Annotated in this window: 13 protein-coding genes; 9 read left to right on the top strand and 4 right to left on the bottom strand. The window is 66.4% G+C overall.

Features of this window, described 5'->3' with window-relative positions; genetic code table 11:
• The coding region (locus tag ACT53Q_RS02985; RefSeq protein WP_476185145.1) for an IS3 family transposase at positions 1–658 on the top strand (658 nt) is incomplete at its 5' end.
• A gap of 1,357 nt (positions 659–2,015) precedes the next feature.
• Here ACT53Q_RS02985 and ACT53Q_RS02980 read toward each other — a convergent pair.
• Positions 2,016–2,270: a SymE family type I addiction module toxin gene (locus ACT53Q_RS02980; RefSeq protein WP_476185144.1), complete on the bottom strand. Its 255-nt coding sequence runs from the start codon at positions 2,268–2,270 to the stop codon at positions 2,016–2,018.
• A gap of 1,015 nt (positions 2,271–3,285) precedes the next feature.
• Between ACT53Q_RS02980 and ACT53Q_RS02975 the strand changes: the two genes are divergently transcribed.
• From ACT53Q_RS02975 to ACT53Q_RS02955, 5 genes are all read left to right on the top strand, one after another.
• A complete protein-coding gene (locus ACT53Q_RS02975) occupies positions 3,286–4,971 on the top strand; it encodes a class I SAM-dependent DNA methyltransferase (RefSeq protein WP_476185175.1) in 1,686 nt (561 codons plus the stop codon).
• 145 nt (positions 4,972–5,116) lie between these two features.
• Positions 5,117–6,310, top strand: a complete 1,194-nt coding sequence (locus ACT53Q_RS02970; protein WP_476185143.1) for a restriction endonuclease subunit S — start codon at positions 5,117–5,119, stop codon at positions 6,308–6,310.
• A complete protein-coding gene (locus ACT53Q_RS02965) occupies positions 6,307–6,996 on the top strand; it encodes a transposase (protein WP_476185142.1) in 690 nt (229 codons plus the stop codon). Before ACT53Q_RS02970 ends, ACT53Q_RS02965 begins: the two co-directional genes overlap by 4 nt.
• Positions 6,996–10,208 (top strand): type I restriction endonuclease subunit R, encoded by a 3,213-nt coding sequence (locus ACT53Q_RS02960; RefSeq protein WP_476185141.1) that lies wholly within the window; start codon positions 6,996–6,998, stop codon positions 10,206–10,208. Before ACT53Q_RS02965 ends, ACT53Q_RS02960 begins: the two co-directional genes overlap by 1 nt.
• Before the next feature lie 224 nt (positions 10,209–10,432).
• Positions 10,433–11,641 carry a hypothetical protein gene (locus ACT53Q_RS02955; protein WP_476185140.1) on the top strand — a complete coding sequence of 403 codons (1,209 nt, stop codon included), beginning with the start codon at positions 10,433–10,435 and terminating at the stop codon, positions 11,639–11,641.
• Between the two features lie 105 nt (positions 11,642–11,746).
• On the opposite strand, the gene ACT53Q_RS02950 is transcribed toward ACT53Q_RS02955, so the two are convergent.
• The 3 genes from ACT53Q_RS02950 to ACT53Q_RS02940 form a co-directional block, all read right to left on the bottom strand.
• The gene (locus ACT53Q_RS02950; protein WP_476185139.1) at positions 11,747–12,172 is read right to left on the bottom strand and encodes a type II toxin-antitoxin system death-on-curing family toxin; all 426 of its coding nucleotides are present in this window, start codon (positions 12,170–12,172) and stop codon (positions 11,747–11,749) included.
• Between the two features lie 10 nt (positions 12,173–12,182).
• On the bottom strand, positions 12,183–12,404 hold the full coding sequence (locus ACT53Q_RS02945) for an AbrB/MazE/SpoVT family DNA-binding domain-containing protein (RefSeq protein ID WP_476185138.1): 222 nt from the start codon (positions 12,402–12,404) through the stop codon (positions 12,183–12,185).
• 116 nt (positions 12,405–12,520) lie between these two features.
• The gene (locus ACT53Q_RS02940) at positions 12,521–14,587 is read right to left on the bottom strand and encodes a 3-hydroxyacyl-CoA dehydrogenase NAD-binding domain-containing protein (protein WP_476185137.1); all 2,067 of its coding nucleotides are present in this window, start codon (positions 14,585–14,587) and stop codon (positions 12,521–12,523) included.
• A 248-nt stretch (positions 14,588–14,835) separates the two neighbouring features.
• Here ACT53Q_RS02940 and rpoE point away from each other — a divergent pair, with 248 nt between their 5' ends.
• From rpoE to ACT53Q_RS02925, 3 genes are all read left to right on the top strand, one after another.
• Positions 14,836–15,438: an RNA polymerase sigma factor RpoE gene (gene rpoE, locus ACT53Q_RS02935; protein ID WP_476170935.1), complete on the top strand. Its 603-nt coding sequence runs from the start codon at positions 14,836–14,838 to the stop codon at positions 15,436–15,438.
• A gap of 67 nt (positions 15,439–15,505) precedes the next feature.
• A complete protein-coding gene (locus ACT53Q_RS02930) occupies positions 15,506–16,408 on the top strand; it encodes a sigma-E factor negative regulatory protein (RefSeq protein ID WP_476185136.1) in 903 nt (300 codons plus the stop codon).
• 97 nt (positions 16,409–16,505) lie between these two features.
• The gene (locus tag ACT53Q_RS02925; RefSeq protein ID WP_476185135.1) at positions 16,506–18,062 is read left to right on the top strand and encodes a DegQ family serine endoprotease; all 1,557 of its coding nucleotides are present in this window, start codon (positions 16,506–16,508) and stop codon (positions 18,060–18,062) included.
• Positions 18,063–18,222 lie beyond the last annotated feature (160 nt).

The raw sequence follows: 18,222 nt of genomic DNA, 5'->3' as shown, positions 1-18,222 counted from the left end.
GTTCGGCTACCGGCGGATGGCGGCCTGGCTTGGCGTGGGGGAGGCCCGGGTCCGGCGCCTGTGGCGTTCGCTGGGTCTGAACATCCCGCGCCGGCGCCCGCGGCGTCGGCGCAGCGGCAGCGACATCCGCCTGCCCGGTGCGGTTCGGCCCAACGCCGTGTGGAGCTACGACTTCGTGCACGACCAGATGGTGGACGGACGCAGCCTGAAGCTGCTGTGCGTGATCGACGAGTACACACGGGAATGTCTGGCCATCGAGGTCGGGGCCAGCCTGCGGGCGCAGGATGTGGTCCTGACCCTGTCGCGGCTGATGCGGCTGTACGGCAAGCCGGCGTTCGTGCGCTCGGACAACGGCGCCGAGTTCACTGCGGCGAAGGTCATGCGCTGGTTGCGCGATGCCGCGATCGGCCCGGCCTTCATCGCCCCGGGCAGTCCGTGGCAGAACGGCTTCGTGGAGAGCTTCAACGGCAAACTGCGTGACGAGTTGCTCAACCGCGAGTGGTTCCGCAGCCGGGCCGAGGCCAAGGTGCTGATCGAGCGCTGGCGGCAGTTCTACAACGAGCGCAGGCCGCACAGTGCACACGGTTACAAGCCTCCGGCAAGCGTGCGCCGGAACTGGTCCGAACCCGATACCATCACCACAGGACTCACCGCCTGAGTGGCTACAAAATCCGTACGCAGGTCAGACAGACTGCCCCGGGCCCATCTGGACCCGGAGTTCACGTTACATGAAAGCGCCAGCACTGCTGCCTGCACGATCCAACAGGCTGACAGCACCCGCTGCCATCGACATTGATCGCCTTGATCGATGCATCACACACCAGCCCCCTCACTGCGGGAGCGGCGTGAGCCGCGACACCCGCCGCCCTGTAGGAGCGCCGGAAAGCGCGACCACCGCCCCGGCAGGCGTCTCCTGTGGGAGCGACGGAAGTCGCGACAACCGAAGCGGCAGACCTTCCGCCACCCGCACCGGGTCAAAATTCCACTGTCATCCTCGCGGTTTTCAACCGCCGAATGGCGGGTCACGCGAGGACCCAAGCCTGATCGCCCGAAGCGTTGGGTCCTCGCATGCGCGAGGATGACGGCCTTGTGCCTTCGTTGCGCGGCTCGCTGGAACCCATCCCCACCCCGGCCCTCCCCTTGAAGGGGAGGGAGCAAAGCAGCGCCGCCGCTTCTGTGGGAGCGGCGTAAGCCGCGACACCCGCCCTGTAGGAGCGCCGGCAGGCGCGACCGCCAGCCCGGCATGCCTCACCTGTGGGAGCGACGGAAGTCGCGACGACCGAAGCGGCAGACCTCCCCGCCCGGTCACACAAGAAATCTGACACCTCCCTCCTCGCGAACCCCTTGCCCCTCCAACCCCCAGCATTGCCCCAATTTGGTGCAGCGCCGACCCTCGAAGCGCCGACCTTGCCCCTCCAACCCCCACCGATGACGCTTTTTTCACCATCGATGCTCCTCGAAGGCGCAACGTTCCCCGATCGCGACTCGACTTCTGGCGCTTTTTTCGCCACGCATCCCCCTCGGAGCGGCAACGTCGGCCCTCGAAGCCGTACGCACGCCCCTTTTTGGTGCAACACCGACCCTTCCAGCATCAACGCCGACCCTTTCACCGTCATCGATGCCGCTTTTTTTCGCCATCGATGACCCTTTTCGGGTCGACGTTGCCCCTTCGAGCGTCATCGCTGCCGCTTTTTTCGCCATCGATGACCCTTTTCGGGTCGGCGCCTCCCTCGCGGGCGCCACAGCCGCCGCGTCGGCCCCCGAAGCCCCGCGTTGAAGCCCTCCCCTTCAAGGGGAGGGTTTGGGTGGGGATGGGGTAAGGCGTCGGAACCGGATGGGCCGGCCGCTGCGTTCGTCGCGACTCCCGTCGCTCCCACAGGTGAGGCCTGCCGCAGCGGTGGTCGCGCCTCCCGGCGCTCCTACAAGGGGATGGCTGCCGCAGCCATGTCGCGGCTTTACCAGCCTTCGGCTGTTGAAAACCGCCGCTCCCACAAAGGGGAGGGCAGGCAGGGGCATCAGCCCGCCGGTTCGATCACCAGCCGGCCGGCGTCCACGTGGACCTGCACGCGCTGGCCGGGGGCGAATCCCGCCCGTTCCAGCCACACGCCGCCGAGGCGCAGCACCGGGAAACGACGACTGCCCGTCCAGAACCCGTCGCGGCGGTGCTGGTAGCTGGAGTAGGCGAGGGTGAGCTGCCGCGTGTCGTGCTGCGGCGACGGCACGGGCGACCGGCGCGACGGCCGGCCGGTGGAGCGCGAAGTGATGGTCATGACGATGTCCTAGCGAAGTGTTCGAATGCGCCCCCCTGTTCAGAGGGGGCGGCCGGGTGCTTGAACACGGTGCTAGGCCCGCCCGCAGTTTTTCCCTTACGGGTCTTGCATGGCTGCGGACACCCGGCCACAGGTGAAGCTCGCCCTCCGCACGCGAACGCGCGGAAACAACGGGCGCAAAAAAACCGCCTGCCTGTCGGGTGCGGTGTACCGCCTAGCGAATGAAGGTGTGTTCAGCACCTGCCGCGACTCTAGTCCCGCCGCCCGCGACCGGTCAATGCGCAAACCCATCCCCACCCCGGCCCTCCCCTTGAAGGGGAGGGAGCAAAGCCCCTTCGCCCAAACCTGTGGGAGCGGCACGAGCCGCGACACCGCCGCGGCCGCCCTCCCTGTAGGAGCGCCGGGAGGCGCGACCAAAGCCGAAGCAAACCTCTCCTGTGGGCGCGACGGGAGTCGAGACGATCGCGGCCGCGGCCTTCCCGCCCATGCAGGAACGACCAACACAAGAGCCATCGCCCCCACAACCCCCTCATCCCGAACACCCACGCAGCGTGCGAAAGGATCTGCTGTGCGCCCTGTCCGAACCGATGGCGCATGCCCGTCCGCATCTACAAACGCCTCCGGTAACATCGCTGTCCGCAATGAAGGGGAGCCGTCCATGGCCAAGGCCACCATCGCCGACATCCGCAAGGCGATCCTGAAGGAACTGCCGAAAGACGGCACCGCCGTCGGCAACCAGCGCTTGCAGGAGCGCATCGCCGAACGGCTCGACGCGAAGGTGAAGGAAGACGACTACTTCGCGGCCCGTAATGCACTGATCGAAGAGGGCAAGCTACAAACCGGTCGCGGCCGGGGCGGCTCGGTCAGACGACGCCTGCGGACGGAACCCGCCGTGTTGATCGAACCGCCGATCGAGGAGCAGAAGCCCGCGCGCGAACGGCCGGCCGCCACGGCGAAGGCCAGAGCCGCAGGCAAGGCCGGCAACGCCACCGGCGATCTCGGTTTCGAGTCCGAATTGTTCAAGACCGCCGACAAGCTGCGCGGCAACATGGAGCCCAGCGACTACAAGCACGTCGCGCTCGGACTGATCTTCCTGAAATACATTTCCGACGCCTTCGAGGCCAGGCACGCGGCCCTGCTGGCCGAAGACGCACAGGCCGCCGAGGACAAGGACGAGTACCTGGCCGACAACGTGTTCTGGGTGCCGAAGCAGGCTCGCTGGTCGCATCTGCAGGCCAACGCCAAACAGCCCGGCATCGGCACCATGATCGATGACGCCATGCGTGCCATCGAGAAGGACAACGAATCGCTCAAGGGCGTGCTGCCCAAGGACTACGCGCGGCCCGCGCTGAACAAGGTGATGCTGGGCGAGCTGATCGACCTGATCTCCGGCATTGCGCTGGGCGAGGAAGGCAGTCGTTCGAAGGACATCCTCGGCCGCGTCTACGAATACTTCCTCAGCCAGTTCGCCGGCGCCGAAGGCAAGCGCGGCGGCGAGTTCTACACGCCGCGCTCGGTGGTGCGCGTGCTGGTCGAAATGCTGGAGCCGTACTCGGGACGCATCTACGACCCCTGCTGCGGATCGGGCGGGATGTTCGTGCAGTCGGAGAAGTTCGTGCTGGAACACGGCGGGCGCGTCGGCGACATCGCGATCTACGGGCAGGAGTCGAACTACACCACGTGGCGGCTGGCCAAGATGAACCTGGCGGTGCGCGGCATCGATTCCAGGATCTTCTGGAACAACGAGGGCAGCTTCCACAAGGACGAATTCGCTGCGCAGCGCGGAAGCGATGGCGCGCCGATGAAGGCCGACTACATCCTCGCCAATCCGCCCTTCAACATCTCCGACTGGGGTGGCGATCGTCTGCGCGAAGACGTGCGCTGGACGTTCGGCGTGCCGCCGGCGGGCAATGCCAACTATGCGTGGCTGCAGCACATCGTTCACCACCTCGCACCCAACGGCACGGCGGGCGTGGTGCTGGCCAACGGTTCGATGAGTTCCAGCCAGTCCGGCGAAGGCGAGATCCGCAAGGCCATGGTTGAGGCCGACGTGGTGGATTGCATGGTGGCGCTGCCCGGGCAACTGTTCTATTCCACGCAGATCCCGGCCTGCCTGTGGTTCCTCGCCCGCAACAAGAATCCCGGCAACGGCCTGCGCGACCGCCGCGGGCAAGTGCTGTTCATTGATGCGCGCAACCTGGGCGTGCTGGTCGACCGTACCCGCCGCGAACTGACCGGCGACGACATCCGCAGGATCGCCGACACCTACCATGCCTGGCGCGGACAACCGGATGCCGCGTCCAGCCCCCATGCCGATGCCCGCGCAAACGCCGATGATGTAGGGGCAGGCCCCCGTGCCTGCCCCGATGTATCGGCGACCGCGACCCGTGGTGGAACGATCGGCGACGGGGCGATCGCAGGGGGTGGGGCGACCACGGGTGGCGGGGCGACCAAGGGTGGGCGTCCCTACGGGGACATTCCCGGGTTCTGCAAATCTGCGACGCTGGACGACATCCGCAAACACGGCCACATGCTCACGCCCGGGCACTACGTGGGCGCTGCCGAACAGGAAGTCGACGGCGAACCTTTCGAAGACAAGATGCTGCGGCTGTCCGCGTTGTGGCGCAAACAGCGCGCGGAAGCGGTGAGGCTGGACGCGGTGATCGAAGCGAATTTGAGGGGGATGGGGTATGCGGGGTGAAAAATTGTTTGGCTCCATCCCGTCAGGTTGGAAATGCAAAACACTTGGTGCTGCGTGTGCAGAAGGTGGCGGAGATATCCAGACGGGCCCTTTCGGAAGTCAGTTGCATGCGGCTGACTATGTTCCCGTGGGCATACCATCGATCATGCCGCAGAACATTGGAGACAATCGACTTCACGAGGAGGGAGTCGCTCGTATTACGCAGCAGGATGCGCAGCGTTTGAGCCGCTACCTTGTCCGTGCCGGAGATATTGTCTATAGCCGGCGAGGTGATGTCGAACGTCGAGCCTTGGTGCGTTCTCATCAGGACGGCTGGCTATGCGGAACGGGTTGCCTTCGTGTTCGCCTTGGCGCAAAGGGGGCTGATCCTCGGTTTGTGTCCTACTACCTTGGCCATCCGAACGTACGAGAATGGATTGTCCGCCATGCTCATGGCGCGACAATGCCAAATCTGAACACCTCAATTCTGGGTGCCTGCCCTTTCTTGGAGCCGCCGATTGAAGAGCAGCGCTCCATCGCCGACATACTCGAAACCCTTGAAGACAAAATTGAACTCAACCGAAAGCAGAACGAAACGCTCGAAGCCATGGCCCGGGCCATGTTCAAGGCGTGGTTCGTGGACTTCGAGCCGGTGCGTGCCAAGATCGAAAGTCGCTGGCAGCGCGGTCAGTCGTTGCCAGGTTTGCCTGCGCATCTTTACGATTTCTTTCCGGATCGGCTTGTCGGATCGGAGTTGGGTGGTATTCCAGAAGGATGGCGAGTGGGTGGTGTTTGCGATATTGCAGATGTTCGCTATGGCGCGCCATTCGCGTCGTCGAAATTCAATTCAAGCGGGGATGGTCTGCCATTGGTGAGAATTCGCGACCTGCGCGGCGAGCGTCCTGGTGTATGGACGCAGGAAGTCCATCCAAAGGGCTACTTGATTCAGCCTGGGGACGTTATCGTCGGTATGGATGGAGAGTTTCGATCATATATATGGGGTGGGGCGCCATCTTGGATGAATCAGCGAATTTGCGCGTTTCATTCAAAGTCGCCGCATTGCGCCGTTTTTGTGCGTAACGCGATCGAGCCACATCTTGCTCGCGTTGAAGCAACGGAAGTTGCAACTACGGTTATACATCTTGGAAAAAGCGATATTGATGATTTTAGGATTCGTGTGCCAGAAGACTCTATAGCGCGGGAATTTGAAGGGCTTTGTCAGCCGCTTTTCAACAAAATAGTCGCGGGCAAGCAGCAGTCTACCTCCCTCATCCAACTCCGCGACACCCTCCTCCCCAAACTGATCTCCGGTGAATTGCGCGTCCCGGACGCCGAACGCATCGTCGGTGTGGCGGCGTGATCGATCGCGCCGACATCCGTCATCGGCGCAGCATCCGCTTGCGGGGCTACGACTACGCGCGGAACGGTGCGTATTTCGTGACGATCTGCACCCAATCCCGTGCCTGCCTGTTCGGCGACATCGTCGATGGGGGGATGCGGTTGAATGATGCAGGCCGCATGGTGCAACAGGCATGGGACGCATTGCCCCTGCATTACGCGGGCATCGGCATCGATGCCTGCGTGGTCATGCCCAACCACCTGCACGGCATCGTCGTCATCGACCCTGTAGGGGCGGCCCCCCGTGGCCGCCCCGATGTTCCCGGTGCCCATGCGGATGGCGCGCATCTGTCGGGGGCGGGGCAGACACGGGGGTCTGCCCCTACGGGGGTAGGTGATGCGGATGGAATGGGGGCGTCTGGAGTGGGGCAGACACGGGAGGCTGTCCCTGCGGGGGCGGGGTTGTCGCTGCCGGTGGCCGTGCAGCGGCTGAAATCCCTGACGACCAGGCGCTACATTGACGGCGTCAAACAGTACGGCTGGCCGGGATTCGATGGTCGGTTGTGGCAACGGAACTATTACGAGCACATCATTCGGGATGACGGTGCGCTGTGCCGGATTCGCGAATACATCGAGAACAATCCGATGCAATGGGCCATGGACCTCGAGAATCCGGCGTGTGCCAAGGGTGAGCAAGGGAGGGCGTGATGGCGTTTCTGTCGGAAGCCGAAGTCGAAGAAGCGTTGCTCGATCAGCTGCGTCCGTTGGGGTATCGCATCGAACGCGAAGACGACATCGGTCCGGATGGACGCCGGCCGGAACGGGACAGCCATGACGAGGTTGTGCTCCGCAGGCGGTTCGAAGCTGCCGTCGCGCGATTGAATCCCGGGGTGCCATTGGAGGCGCGGCAGGACGCTGCGCGGAGAGTGCTGCAGTCCGAACTGCCCTCGCTGCTGGAAGAGAACCGTCGTATCCACCGACTGCTCACCGAAGGCGTGGACGTCGAGTACTACGCCGACGACGGCACGTTGACGGCGGGCAAGGTCGCGCTGATCGACTTCGAGCATCCGGAGCGGAACGACTGGCTGGCGGCAAGCCAGTTCGTGGTGATCCATGGCGAGAACAACCGGCGACCCGACGTGGTGTTGTTCGTGAACGGCCTGCCGTTGGCGGTGATCGAGTTGAAGGCGCCGGGCAGCGCGGGGGCGCATCTGCTGGGTGCGTTCAATCAGTTGCAGACGTACAAGCAGCAGATCCCGCTGTTGTTCAACACCAATACGCTGCTGGTCACGTCCGACGGGATCGCGGCCCGCGTCGGTTCGCTCTCGGCCGACGTGGAGCGTTTCATGCCCTGGCGCACGACCGACGGCGCTGAGATTGCGCCCAAGGGCGCCCCGGAATTGGCGACCCTGGTCGAAGGCGTGTTCGAGCCATCGCGCCTGTTGCTGTTGCTGCGCGATTTCACCGTGTTCGGCGACACCGGGAGCGGTCTGGTCAAGCTCATCGCGGGTTATCACCAGTTTCACGCAGTACAGCGCGCCGTCGTCTCGACCGTGCGTGCGGCGGCGGACCACCGTGTCGCTGAAGACCCTGCCGGCTACGGGCTGCCCTCCGTGGCCGATCAAAAGCAGGGCGACAAGCGTGCGGGCGTGATCTGGCACACCCAGGGATCGGGCAAGAGTCTGCTGATGGCGTTCTATGCAGGCCAACTGGTCAAGCATCCGGCCATGGCCAACCCGACGCTGGTGGTGTTGACCGACCGCAACGACCTTGACGACCAGCTTTTCTCGACCTTCTCGATGTGCCGCGATCTGGTCCGGCAGACGCCGGTGCAGGCCGAGAGCCGCGAAGACCTGCAGAAGCTGCTGAACCGGGCCTCCGGTGGCGTGATCTTCACCACGCTGCAGAAATTCGGCGCCACCTCCGACAAGGGCATCGCCGAGCCGCTGACCACGCGGCGCAATGTGGTGGTCATCGCCGATGAGGCGCACCGCAGTCAGTACGGTTTCAAGGCGAAGGTCGATGCGAAGACCGGCGGAATTTCCTATGGCTTCGCCAAATACATGCGCGATGCCCTGCCGAATGCCTCCTTCATCGGCTTCACCGGCACGCCGATCGAGGCGGAAGACGTCAACACCCCGGCGATCTTCGGCCGCTACATCGATGTCTACGACATCAGTCGGGCGGTCGAGGACGGCGCGACCGTGCCGATCTACTACGAATCGCGGTTGGCGCGCATCGAATTGGACGAGGACGAGAAGCCGAAGATTGATGCCGAGGTCGATGCGCTGACCGAAGAGGAACCCGAGGCCGAGCAGGAGCGCTTCAAGAAGCGGTGGTCGACGGTCGAGGCGCTCGTCGGCAGCGATAGGCGTCTTGCGCTGGTCGCCAAGGACATCGTGGCTCATTTCGAGGACCGCGTTGTCGCGCTCGACGGCAAGGCCATGGTGGTCTGCATGAGCCGACGCATCTGCGTCAGGCTCTACGAAGAGATCATCAAGCTGCGCCCGGATTGGCACAGCACGGACGACAATGCGGGCGTGGTGAAGATCGTCATGACCGGCGCGGCGAGCGACCCGCAGGCGTGGCAGCAGCACATCGGCAACAAGGCGAAGGCGAGGCGGGACCTGCTCGCCAAGCGTGCCCGCGACCCCGAAGACCCGCTCAAGCTGGTGATCGTTCGGGACATGTGGCTCACGGGCTTCGATGCGCCGTGCATGCACACGATGTACGTGGACAAGCCGATGCAGGGGCACGGGCTGATGCAGGCCATCGCGCGCGTGAACCGCGTGTTCCGCGACAAGCCGGCGGGTTTGATCGTGGATTACATCGGTATCGCGCAGAATTTGAAGTCTGCGCTGCAGCAGTACTCGAAGGACGATCGGGAAAACACCGGGGTCGACGAAGGACTGGCGATCGCGCTGTTGATGGAGAAGTACGAGGTCGTCCGCGACATGTACCACGGCTTCGACTATGCCTCGGCAATGGGCGGCACGCCGCAGGAGCGTCTCGCGATGATGGCGGGCGCCATCGAATGGATTCTCGACCTGCAGCAGCAGTGGGCGGCGAAAGAGACGACCAAGGAGGGCAAGAAGAACGCGCATCGTCGGTACCAGGACGCCGTACTGGCCCTGTCCAAGGCATTCGCACTGGCATCCGCATCCGACGAGGCTCGCGCGATTCGCGAGGACGTCGGCTTCTTCCAGGCGATCCGCGCCGCGCTGGTCAAGAGTGGAACAGGGTCGGGCGTCACCAAGCAGGAGCGTGAACTTGCGATCCAGCAGATCGTCAGCCGTGCGGTGGTCTCGACCGAGATCGTGGACATTCTTGCCGCGGCGGGCATCAGAAGTCCGGATATCTCCATCCTTTCGGACGAATTCCTTGCCGAAGTCCAGCAGATGGAGAAGAAGAACCTTGCGCTGGAAGCCTTGCGAAAGCTCATCAACGATGGCATTCGCTCACGCGGCAAGGCCAATGTGGTTCAGACTAGGACCTTCTCGGCGCGTCTGGAAGATGCCGTGGCGCGTTACCACGCGAACGCCATCACGACAGTCGAGGTTCTGCAGGAACTGATTCAGTTGGCCAAGGAAATTCGTTCTGCTCGCGAGCGCGGAGGAGAGTCCGGCCTGTCCGAAGAGGAAGTCGCTTTCTATGACGCGCTGGCAGAGAACAACAGTGCGGTCGAAGTCATGGGGGATGAGAACCTGCGACTGATCGCGCACGAGCTTTTGGTGAGCCTGCGCGAAAACGTTTCCGTGGACTGGGCGCACCGCGAATCGGCACGTGCCCGCATGCGGGTGCTGGTCAAGCGCATTCTCAGGAAGTACGGCTATCCGCCGGACCTCCAGGATTCGGCTGTGCAGACCGTGCTGCAGCAGGCAGAAGCCTGGTCGTCAGGGTGGGCGGTTTCGAGGAGATAGCGTTGGCGACCATATGGGCTGCCGGCTGGAAACGCTGGTGAAAACGCCGGTGAAGGTGCCGGTGAAAACGCCGATGAGAGAGGGGGCGGCTTTTTTCACGGAAGTCGCGACTCCCGTCGCTCCCACAGGAAAGGTCGCGGGTGTCGCGGCTCACGCCGTTCCCACAATGGGCGCGAGGCGGGGTGTTGCGTCAGGTGTGTTGATGGATGACAGGGAGGCGTGGGATGTCGGAAGGTCGTGATCGGGAATCAGGGGATGTGGCAGTCGTGGCCGCAGCCGGTGCGGCAGGCGAGGGCGCCCTGGCGTCACCGCTGCGATCGACGCTGACGTGGGTCGCGGGCAACTGGCAGTGGTTTGTGCCGGGCGCCGGCGGCTTGCTGCTGCTCACTCACTTCTGGCGGATCGGGTTCCTGCCGTCGCTGTCCTTCGCGGACCTGGGGGCGGTGCTGGGGGCGTTCGTGTTGTTCTTCGTGGCAGGCGTCATCGCGTTTTCCGGATTGATGCTGCTGCCGGTGTTGATGATCGCGACGTGGGTGAACGGATCGGTGTTCCTGCCGCCGCCGAGGAAGCGGCAGTGGTCGACGGGCGAGACGATGGCCAGCCGCAAATCGTTGCGGTCCCCGGTGTCGGTGTCATCGCTGGAGTCGTTGTCCGTGGCGCATCGTCGTCAGCGCGGTTGGTCGTTGCAATCCGGGTCTTTGCCGTCGTTCCTGACGGCGGCGCTCGCTGCTTTGGCGATCTATGTCGGACTGGTGCTGGCAAGCGTCGAGTGGAAGCTGGGGTGGACGACGCATGCCTATGTTCTGTTGTTCGCGCTTTCGTCCGGATTCCTCTTGGCATCCTTCGTCGCGGTCGACAACGGTTGGGGACGGCGTCGCCTGTTGGCATGGCGCCAGCCCGTGTTGCAGTGGTTGCTCTTGTTTGTGCTCTATCTCGGTGCGTGGCCGTTCCTGCTCTTCCTGTTCGGGAAAGTGGACGGGTTCCACGGTGGTGGTGCATGGTTCTGGATGTCGGTGGTGAGCGTGCCGATCATGACGCCGCTCGCGCATTGGGGCTGGTATCTGTCGATGCGCGCGCCGAAGCGCAAGGTCACGACGCTTCGTTTCGTGTTGGTGGGCGTCGTGATGCTGTATTCCGGCCTGCCATTCCTGCTCGTCGACGCCACCGCCAACACGCTCGGTCTCGGGATGATGCGCCACGTCGATCTGGTGCTGACGACGCGCGGGTGCGACATCGTGCATGCGGGGTGGCCGGAGCGGGTGTGTGCGCCGGATCATCGCGAGGGTGTGGAGATGGGCGTGCTCGACGATGTCGAGGTCCTGACGCGGATCGGGTCGCAGTATTACCTCGCACCGCCGGGCGGGATCGAGGATGCGCATCTGGCACGGATCACGGTGCCGGCGTCCGAGGTGTTGGGGATGGTGAGGAAGTAGGTCGCGGAGGGGACTGCGGTGGTTTGTCGCGACTGCCGTCGCTCCCACAGGATGCGCTGGCCGCGGCTTTGTCGCGCCTCCCGGCGCTCCTACATGGAAGCGGGGTCAGCGGTAGGCGGCTGCGGGTTCGTTGACGCTGTCGGCGGTGGAGAGGACGAGGCGGGGGCGCAGCCAGTCGGCGAATTCGGCTTCGGTGAGGCTGCCTTCGGCGAGGCGCAGCATCGCGATGTACTTGTCTTCGTCGGTGGCGACCAGTTCGGCGTCGTTGAGGGCGAGGAAGACGCGGTAGCAGACGTGCGCGGTGCGCTTGTTGCCGTCGACGAACGGATGGTTGCGGGCCAGCCCGAAGGCGAGGCTCGCGGCCAGCGCCGCGATGTCCGGCGGCGGGTCGCCGTAGGAAAACAACTGCTGCGGCCGGGCGAGGGCGGAGTCGAGCAGGCTCTGGTCGCGTACGCCGCTGCCGCCGCCGTGCTCGGCGAGCTGGCGGTCGTGGATGGCGAGCGCCAGCCGCTGGGTGATCCAGATGATCATGGCGGGCTCCTCACTGCGCGAGCTTGTGCAGCACGAGGCGATCCTCGCGCATGATCTTCTCGGCCACTTCCATCTGCGCGGCGAGTTCGGGGTCGTAGGTGGTCAGGACGATGCCGCCGGGGGTTTCCAGCGCGTACAGTTCGTCGCCCTTTTCCAGCCGCAGGCGGGCGAGCAGCTCCTTGGGCAGGATGACGCCGGACGAATTGCCGACGGTCGTGATTTTCAGTTTCATGGCACCCTCACGGATTGTAGTTATAACGCACGTTATACGGTCTTGCCGCCCTTGGCAAGCGGCCATGAAAAACCCCGCCGGAGCGGGGTTCTTCGGGTGACATGCATTCGACCAGATCAGCCGTTGCGCAGTGCGGGATTGTCCCAGCCCGGGCGCGGGGCGAAGCGGTCGCCGTGCTTGTCCTGCAGGGCCTTGAGCCGGACCAGCAGCGGTTCGGTGCCGGTGTCGCGGATGTACTGGATCGGGCCGCCGCGGAACGGGGCGAAGCCGGTGCCGAAGATCACGCCGGCGTCCAGCAGTTCGGCATCGGCGACCACGCCTTCGTGCAGGGCGGCCACGGCCTCGTTGAGGAACGGCAGGATCAGGCGGTCTTCCAGATCCTCGGGCGCCTTGTAGTCGCCGGGGATCTCCGGCTTCTGCGCGCGACCGTCGACCCACTTGTAGAGGCCCTGGCCGTCCTTCTTGCCGCGCTTGCCGGCTTCCGGCGGCGAGGCGAGGGCGGCGGGGATCGGCAGGCCGAGGAACGGCGCGAGTTCGGCGCCGACGCCCGCGGCCACATCCAGGCCCACGGTGTCGATCAGCTCGATCGGGCCCATCGGCATGCCGAACTTCACCGCGGCCTTGTCGATGACCGGGCCGGGGATGCCTTCGGCGAACGCGGTCGCGGCTTCCAGCATGTACGGGAACAGCAAGCGGTTGACGAGGAAGCCCGGCGTGCCCGCCACCGGCACCGGCAGCTTGTCGATGGCCTTGCAGAACGCGGCGAGGCGCTTCTCGGTTTCCGGCGCCATCGTGTCGTGGTGGATGATCTCCACCAGCGGCATCAGCGCGACCGGGTTGAAGTAGTGCAGGCCGGCGAACTGCGCCGGGCGCGCGATGTGTTCGCGCAGTTCGGTCAGCGGGATCGACGAGGTGTTGGTGGTCAGCAGCGCGTCGGCCTTCATCTTCGGCTCGACGGTGGTGTAGAGATCGCGCTTGGCCTCGGGCTTCTCGATGATCGCCTCGATCAGCAGGTCGGCCTTCGCCACGCCGTCGCCGGCGAGGTCGGACACCAGCCGCGCGGCGACTTCGGGGCGCTTGCTCTCGTCCTTCACGCGCTTGGCAAACAGTTCCTGCGAACGCTTCATCGCAGTGTCGATGAAGCGCTGCTCGCGATCCTGCAACGTGACGTTGAAGCCCTTGTACGCGGCCCACGCGGCGATGTCGCCGCCCATCACGCCGGCGCCGACCACGTGCACGTGCGCGATCCCGTGATCCTTGCCGCCGAGGCCCTTCAGGCGCTCCTGCAGGAAGAACACGCGGGTGAGGTTGCGCGCGGTCGGGGTGCCGGCGAGCTTCACCACCGACTTGCGCTCGGCGTCGAGCAACTGCTGCGTGTTGCCGCTGCTGCGGCGCCACGTTTCGATCAGCGAGAACGGCGCGGGGTAGTGTTCCTTGCGTGCCTTGCGGGCGACCTGCTTCACCATCTGCGGCGCCAGCACCTGGCGGGCGATCCAGGTGTTGGTGATCCAGCCGAGGAAGCGCTGCTTGAACGGGCGCTCGGTGCCCTTCAGCGCGAGTGCGGCAGCGGTGTCGATCAGCGCGTCGGGCGCGGCGACGCGGTCGACCAGCCCCATCGCCTTCGCCGCGGAGGCGGACAGGGTGCGGCCGGTCAGCATGATGTCCATCGCCGCCGGTGCGCCGACGAGGCGGGGCAGGCGGACGCTGCCGCCCCAGCCGGGGTAGATGCCCAGCTTCACTTCGGGCAGGCCGATGCGGGTGGACGGGTCGGTCGAGGCCACGCGGTAGGTGCAGGCCAGCGAGATCTCGGTGCCGCCGCCCATGCAGAAGCCGTGGATCGCGGCGACGGTGGGGAAGGGCAGGTCGGCGATGCGCTGGAACAGCGTCTGGCCGCGGCGGATGGAATCGCCGATGGTGCCCTTGCGGTCGAACTCCTGGAATTCGCGGATGTCGGCGCCGGCGATGAAGCCCTTGGCCTTGGCCGAGCGCAGCACCATGGCCTTCGGCGGCTCCAGCACGATGCGTTCGAGCAGGGTGCCGAGTTCGATCAGCACGTCCTGGCCGAAGCTGTTCACCGATTCGCCTTCGCGGTCGAAGGACAGCACGAGCACGCCGTCCGGGCGCAGGTCGGTCTTCCAGTGGCGGAGTCGCAGGCCGTCGAGGCCGGGCTGGGGCGTGGTCATGGGTCGATCCATACGCTGGAGAATGGGGCCTATGATCCCGAGGCGGCCGGGACCGCGTCAAATCTGCCGCATCCGGGCCGCGACCGCTTGTGCCGGCGCCACCGGCGCCCCAGATGAACGGGTGTTGCATGCCGCCGGCGGCCTGACCTTCGGCGGGTCCGGGAACTTCCTCCCGCATGTATTGTCGGAACGACCGGCCCCCGCGCCGGACGATCCATTGCCAGGAGAGCCGGCCCGTGGCCGAGACGATGACCGAAAACGTGGACCTCGAACTGGTCCGGCGGGTACAGCGCGGCGACAGCGCGGCCTTCGACCTGCTGGTGCGCAAGTACCAGCACCGGGTGGTGGCGCTGATCGGACGCTACGTCCACGACTGGAGCGAGGCCCAGGACGTGGCCCAGGAAACGTTCCTGCGCGCCTACCGCGCGCTGGGCAATTTCCGCGGCGACGCCCAGTTCTCGACCTGGCTGCACCGGATCGCGGTGAACACCGCGAAGAACCATCTGGTGGCGCACAAGCGCCGGCCGCCGGGCGAGGACATCGACATCGACGATGCCGAGCAGTTCGAGTCGGCCCTGCGCCTGCGCGACAACGACACTCCGGAGCGCGAATTGATGCGACAAGAGATGGAACAAACGGTGATGCGTGCGGTCGAAGCCTTGCCGGAAGAACTCCGGGCGGCCATCACCCTGCGCGAGGTGGAAGGGCTGAGTTACGAGGAGATCGCGCAGCAGATGCAGTGTCCGATCGGCACCGTGCGATCGCGGATCTTCCGCGCCCGCGAAGCCATCGATGCGCAACTGCGGCCGCTGATGGACGCGGTCGACCCCCGCGCCCGGGCGACCCGCTGACCTTCGCGGTCGGCGCCCTCGGTCCGATTCCCTCTCCACGCTCCATGCCTTCATCGCGACGACACCCATGACCGGTACGCACGCCATGCCCGCCCTCGATTCCGACGCCCGCGACCTGCTTCGCGAACAACTGTCGGCAATGATGGACGGTGAACTTTCCCCCGACGAAACCCGCTTCCTGCTGCGCCGCATGCAGCACGACGATGCCCTCGCCGACAGCTGGGCCCACTGGCAGTACTACGGCGATGCGATGCGCGGCGAGTGCGCACGCGCGCTGCCCGCCGATTTCTCGAAGCGCGTCGGCCGCGCAATCGCCGACGACATCGCGCAGTCCGCCGCGCAGGCCGAAGCGGCCTCGCGGACGTCCTTCAGCCGCCTGCCGCTGGTGCGCTGGGGCGGCGGGGCCGCGCTGGCCGCTTCGGTGGCGCTGGCCGCCTTCCTCGCCGGGCGCATGCCGACCACGCCGTCGACGGCCACCACCGTGCCGCCGCCGGTCGCCGCGACTTCGGGCGGTGCCACGACGCCGGTGCCGCCCGCGCAGGTGGCCCTGCCGCACCCCGACACCGCGGCGCCGGTCGCCATTCCCGATGCCGCCGCCGGCGTGGCATCGCTGGCGACGGTGGCCGCCGTCGCCGGGACGCGCAGTCAGCGTGTGCACCGGATGGCCGCCGAACAGATGCTCGCGACCGACCGCGCCGTCGACGCGACCTCCCGCCGTGCCGTCGAACGACAGGGCGGCATCCTGGTCGCCTCGGCCGACGCCGCGAAGCCGGCGACCGACAATGCGATCGTGATCAAGCCCTGGCCGCGCGCGCTGGTCCCCGGTGCCTCCGGCAACGGGTCGCTGAATGCCGATTACGCCGGCGCCGCACTGGATCGCCACCCGGTCTTCCTGCCGCAGCCGATGCTGCCGGCCCGCGTCGATCCGCCGTTGCTGGCCCCGGCGCAGGCCGCCACGGACGCGCCCTGAGCGACGCGCCGCATCGATCTTCCTCCTGTGCCGTGCGCCTGCACGACGCGGGAGGTTCCGATCCCACCGCAACCCCTTCCTCGAGGACGATTCCCCGATGAACCCCCGTACCCGTACGTTCGCCCTCGTCGCCGTCACCGCGGCGGCGACCGCTGCGGCCACCACCGTGCTGCCGACCGTCGCCCGCCAGCCGGCGGCGACGGTCGCCGCCACCGCCGCCGAAGCCATCAACGCGCCGGCCGCGCCGCTCGTCACCGGCCTGCCCGACTTCACCCAACTGGTCGACCGCGTCGGCCCGGCAGTGGTGAACATCGAGGCCACCGGGTCCGGCGGCGGCCATGCGGTCGCGGGCATGCCGAACCAGGACGACATGCCGGAGTTCTTCCGCCGCTTCTTCGGCCCGGGCATGCCGATGCCGGGTGGTCCGGGCGGCCCGCAGGGGCAGGACGACGACGAGGACGGCGGCCCCGAGGGCCCCAAGAGCGTGTCGATCGGCACCGGCTTCCTGATCTCCGAGGACGGCTACCTGCTGACCAACCACCACGTGGTCGACGGCGCCACCGACGTGAAGGTGAAGCTGTCCGATCGTCGCGAATTCCAGGCGAAGGTCGTCGGCAGCGACCCGCAGTCCGACGTCGCGGTGCTGAAGATCCCGGCCAGCGGCCTGCCGTACCTGCGCGGCGGCGATTCCAAGGCGCTCAAGCCGGGCCAGTGGGTGGTGGCGATCGGTTCGCCGTTCGGCCTCGATCACTCGGTCACCGCCGGCATCGTCAGCGCGGTCGGTCGCGCCGCCAACGCCGAACAGCGCTACGTGCCCTTCATCCAGACCGACGTCGCGATCAACCGCGGCAACTCCGGCGGCCCGCTGCTCAACACCCGCGGTGAAGTCGTCGGCATCAACTCACAGATCTTCAGCAATTCCGGCGGTTACATGGGCGTGAGCTTCGCCATCCCGATGGACGTGGCGATGAACGTGGCCCAGCAGCTGCGCACTAGCGGCAAGGTCAGCCGCGGCCAGATCGGCGTGGTGGTCGGCGCGATCAACGCCGACGCCGCCAAGGGCTTCCGCCTGCCCGACACCCGCGGCGCGCTGGTCAACGACGTGCGCCCCGGTGGTCCGGCGGACAAGGCCGGGCTGCAGCCAGGCGACGTGATCCGTTCGGTCGACGGCGTGGCGATCGAGGATTCCAGCGACCTGCCGCCGGTGATCGGCGGGATGGCGCCGGGCTCGACCGCGAAGCTGTCGATCATCCGCGACGGCAAGACGATCGAGCGCAGCGTCACCCTGACGAAGCTCGACGAGGATCGTGTCGCGGGCGGCCCGGAGCGCCCCGAGCCCAAGCCCGCGGCCGCCACCGGCAAGGGTAACGCGCTTGGCCTGATCGGCCAGGACCTGGGCGGCGACGAGCGCCGCGACCTGGGCCTGCGCGCCGGCGAGGGCGTGGCCATCGCCCGGATCGAGGGCAAGGCCGCGCGCAGCGCCGGCCTGCGCCCGGGCGACATCGTCCTGCGCGTCGGCACCACGCCGGTGGGCAGCGCCTCGGCGCTGGACCGCGAGCTGGCCCGGGTCGACGACGCCGACACGGTGATGCTGCTGGTCCGCCGCGGCGGCGCCACCCAGTTCGTGCCGATCACCCCCGACAAGCGGGGCTGATCGGCCCCGCCCAGCGCCATTCCGGGCGTGCTTCCCCGCCGACGGCGGCCTCCGGGCCGCCGTCGGCGTGTCCGGCCGGGCGCCGGGCCGGACACGCCCTGTGCGATAATCCAACGTTTGACCCGAGCGGCCACGACGGCCGGCCCACGCCCCCATGTCC

The organism is Lysobacter sp. DMC97 (assembly GCF_056313745.1).
This window is presented reverse-complemented; position numbering and strand designations above follow the sequence as displayed.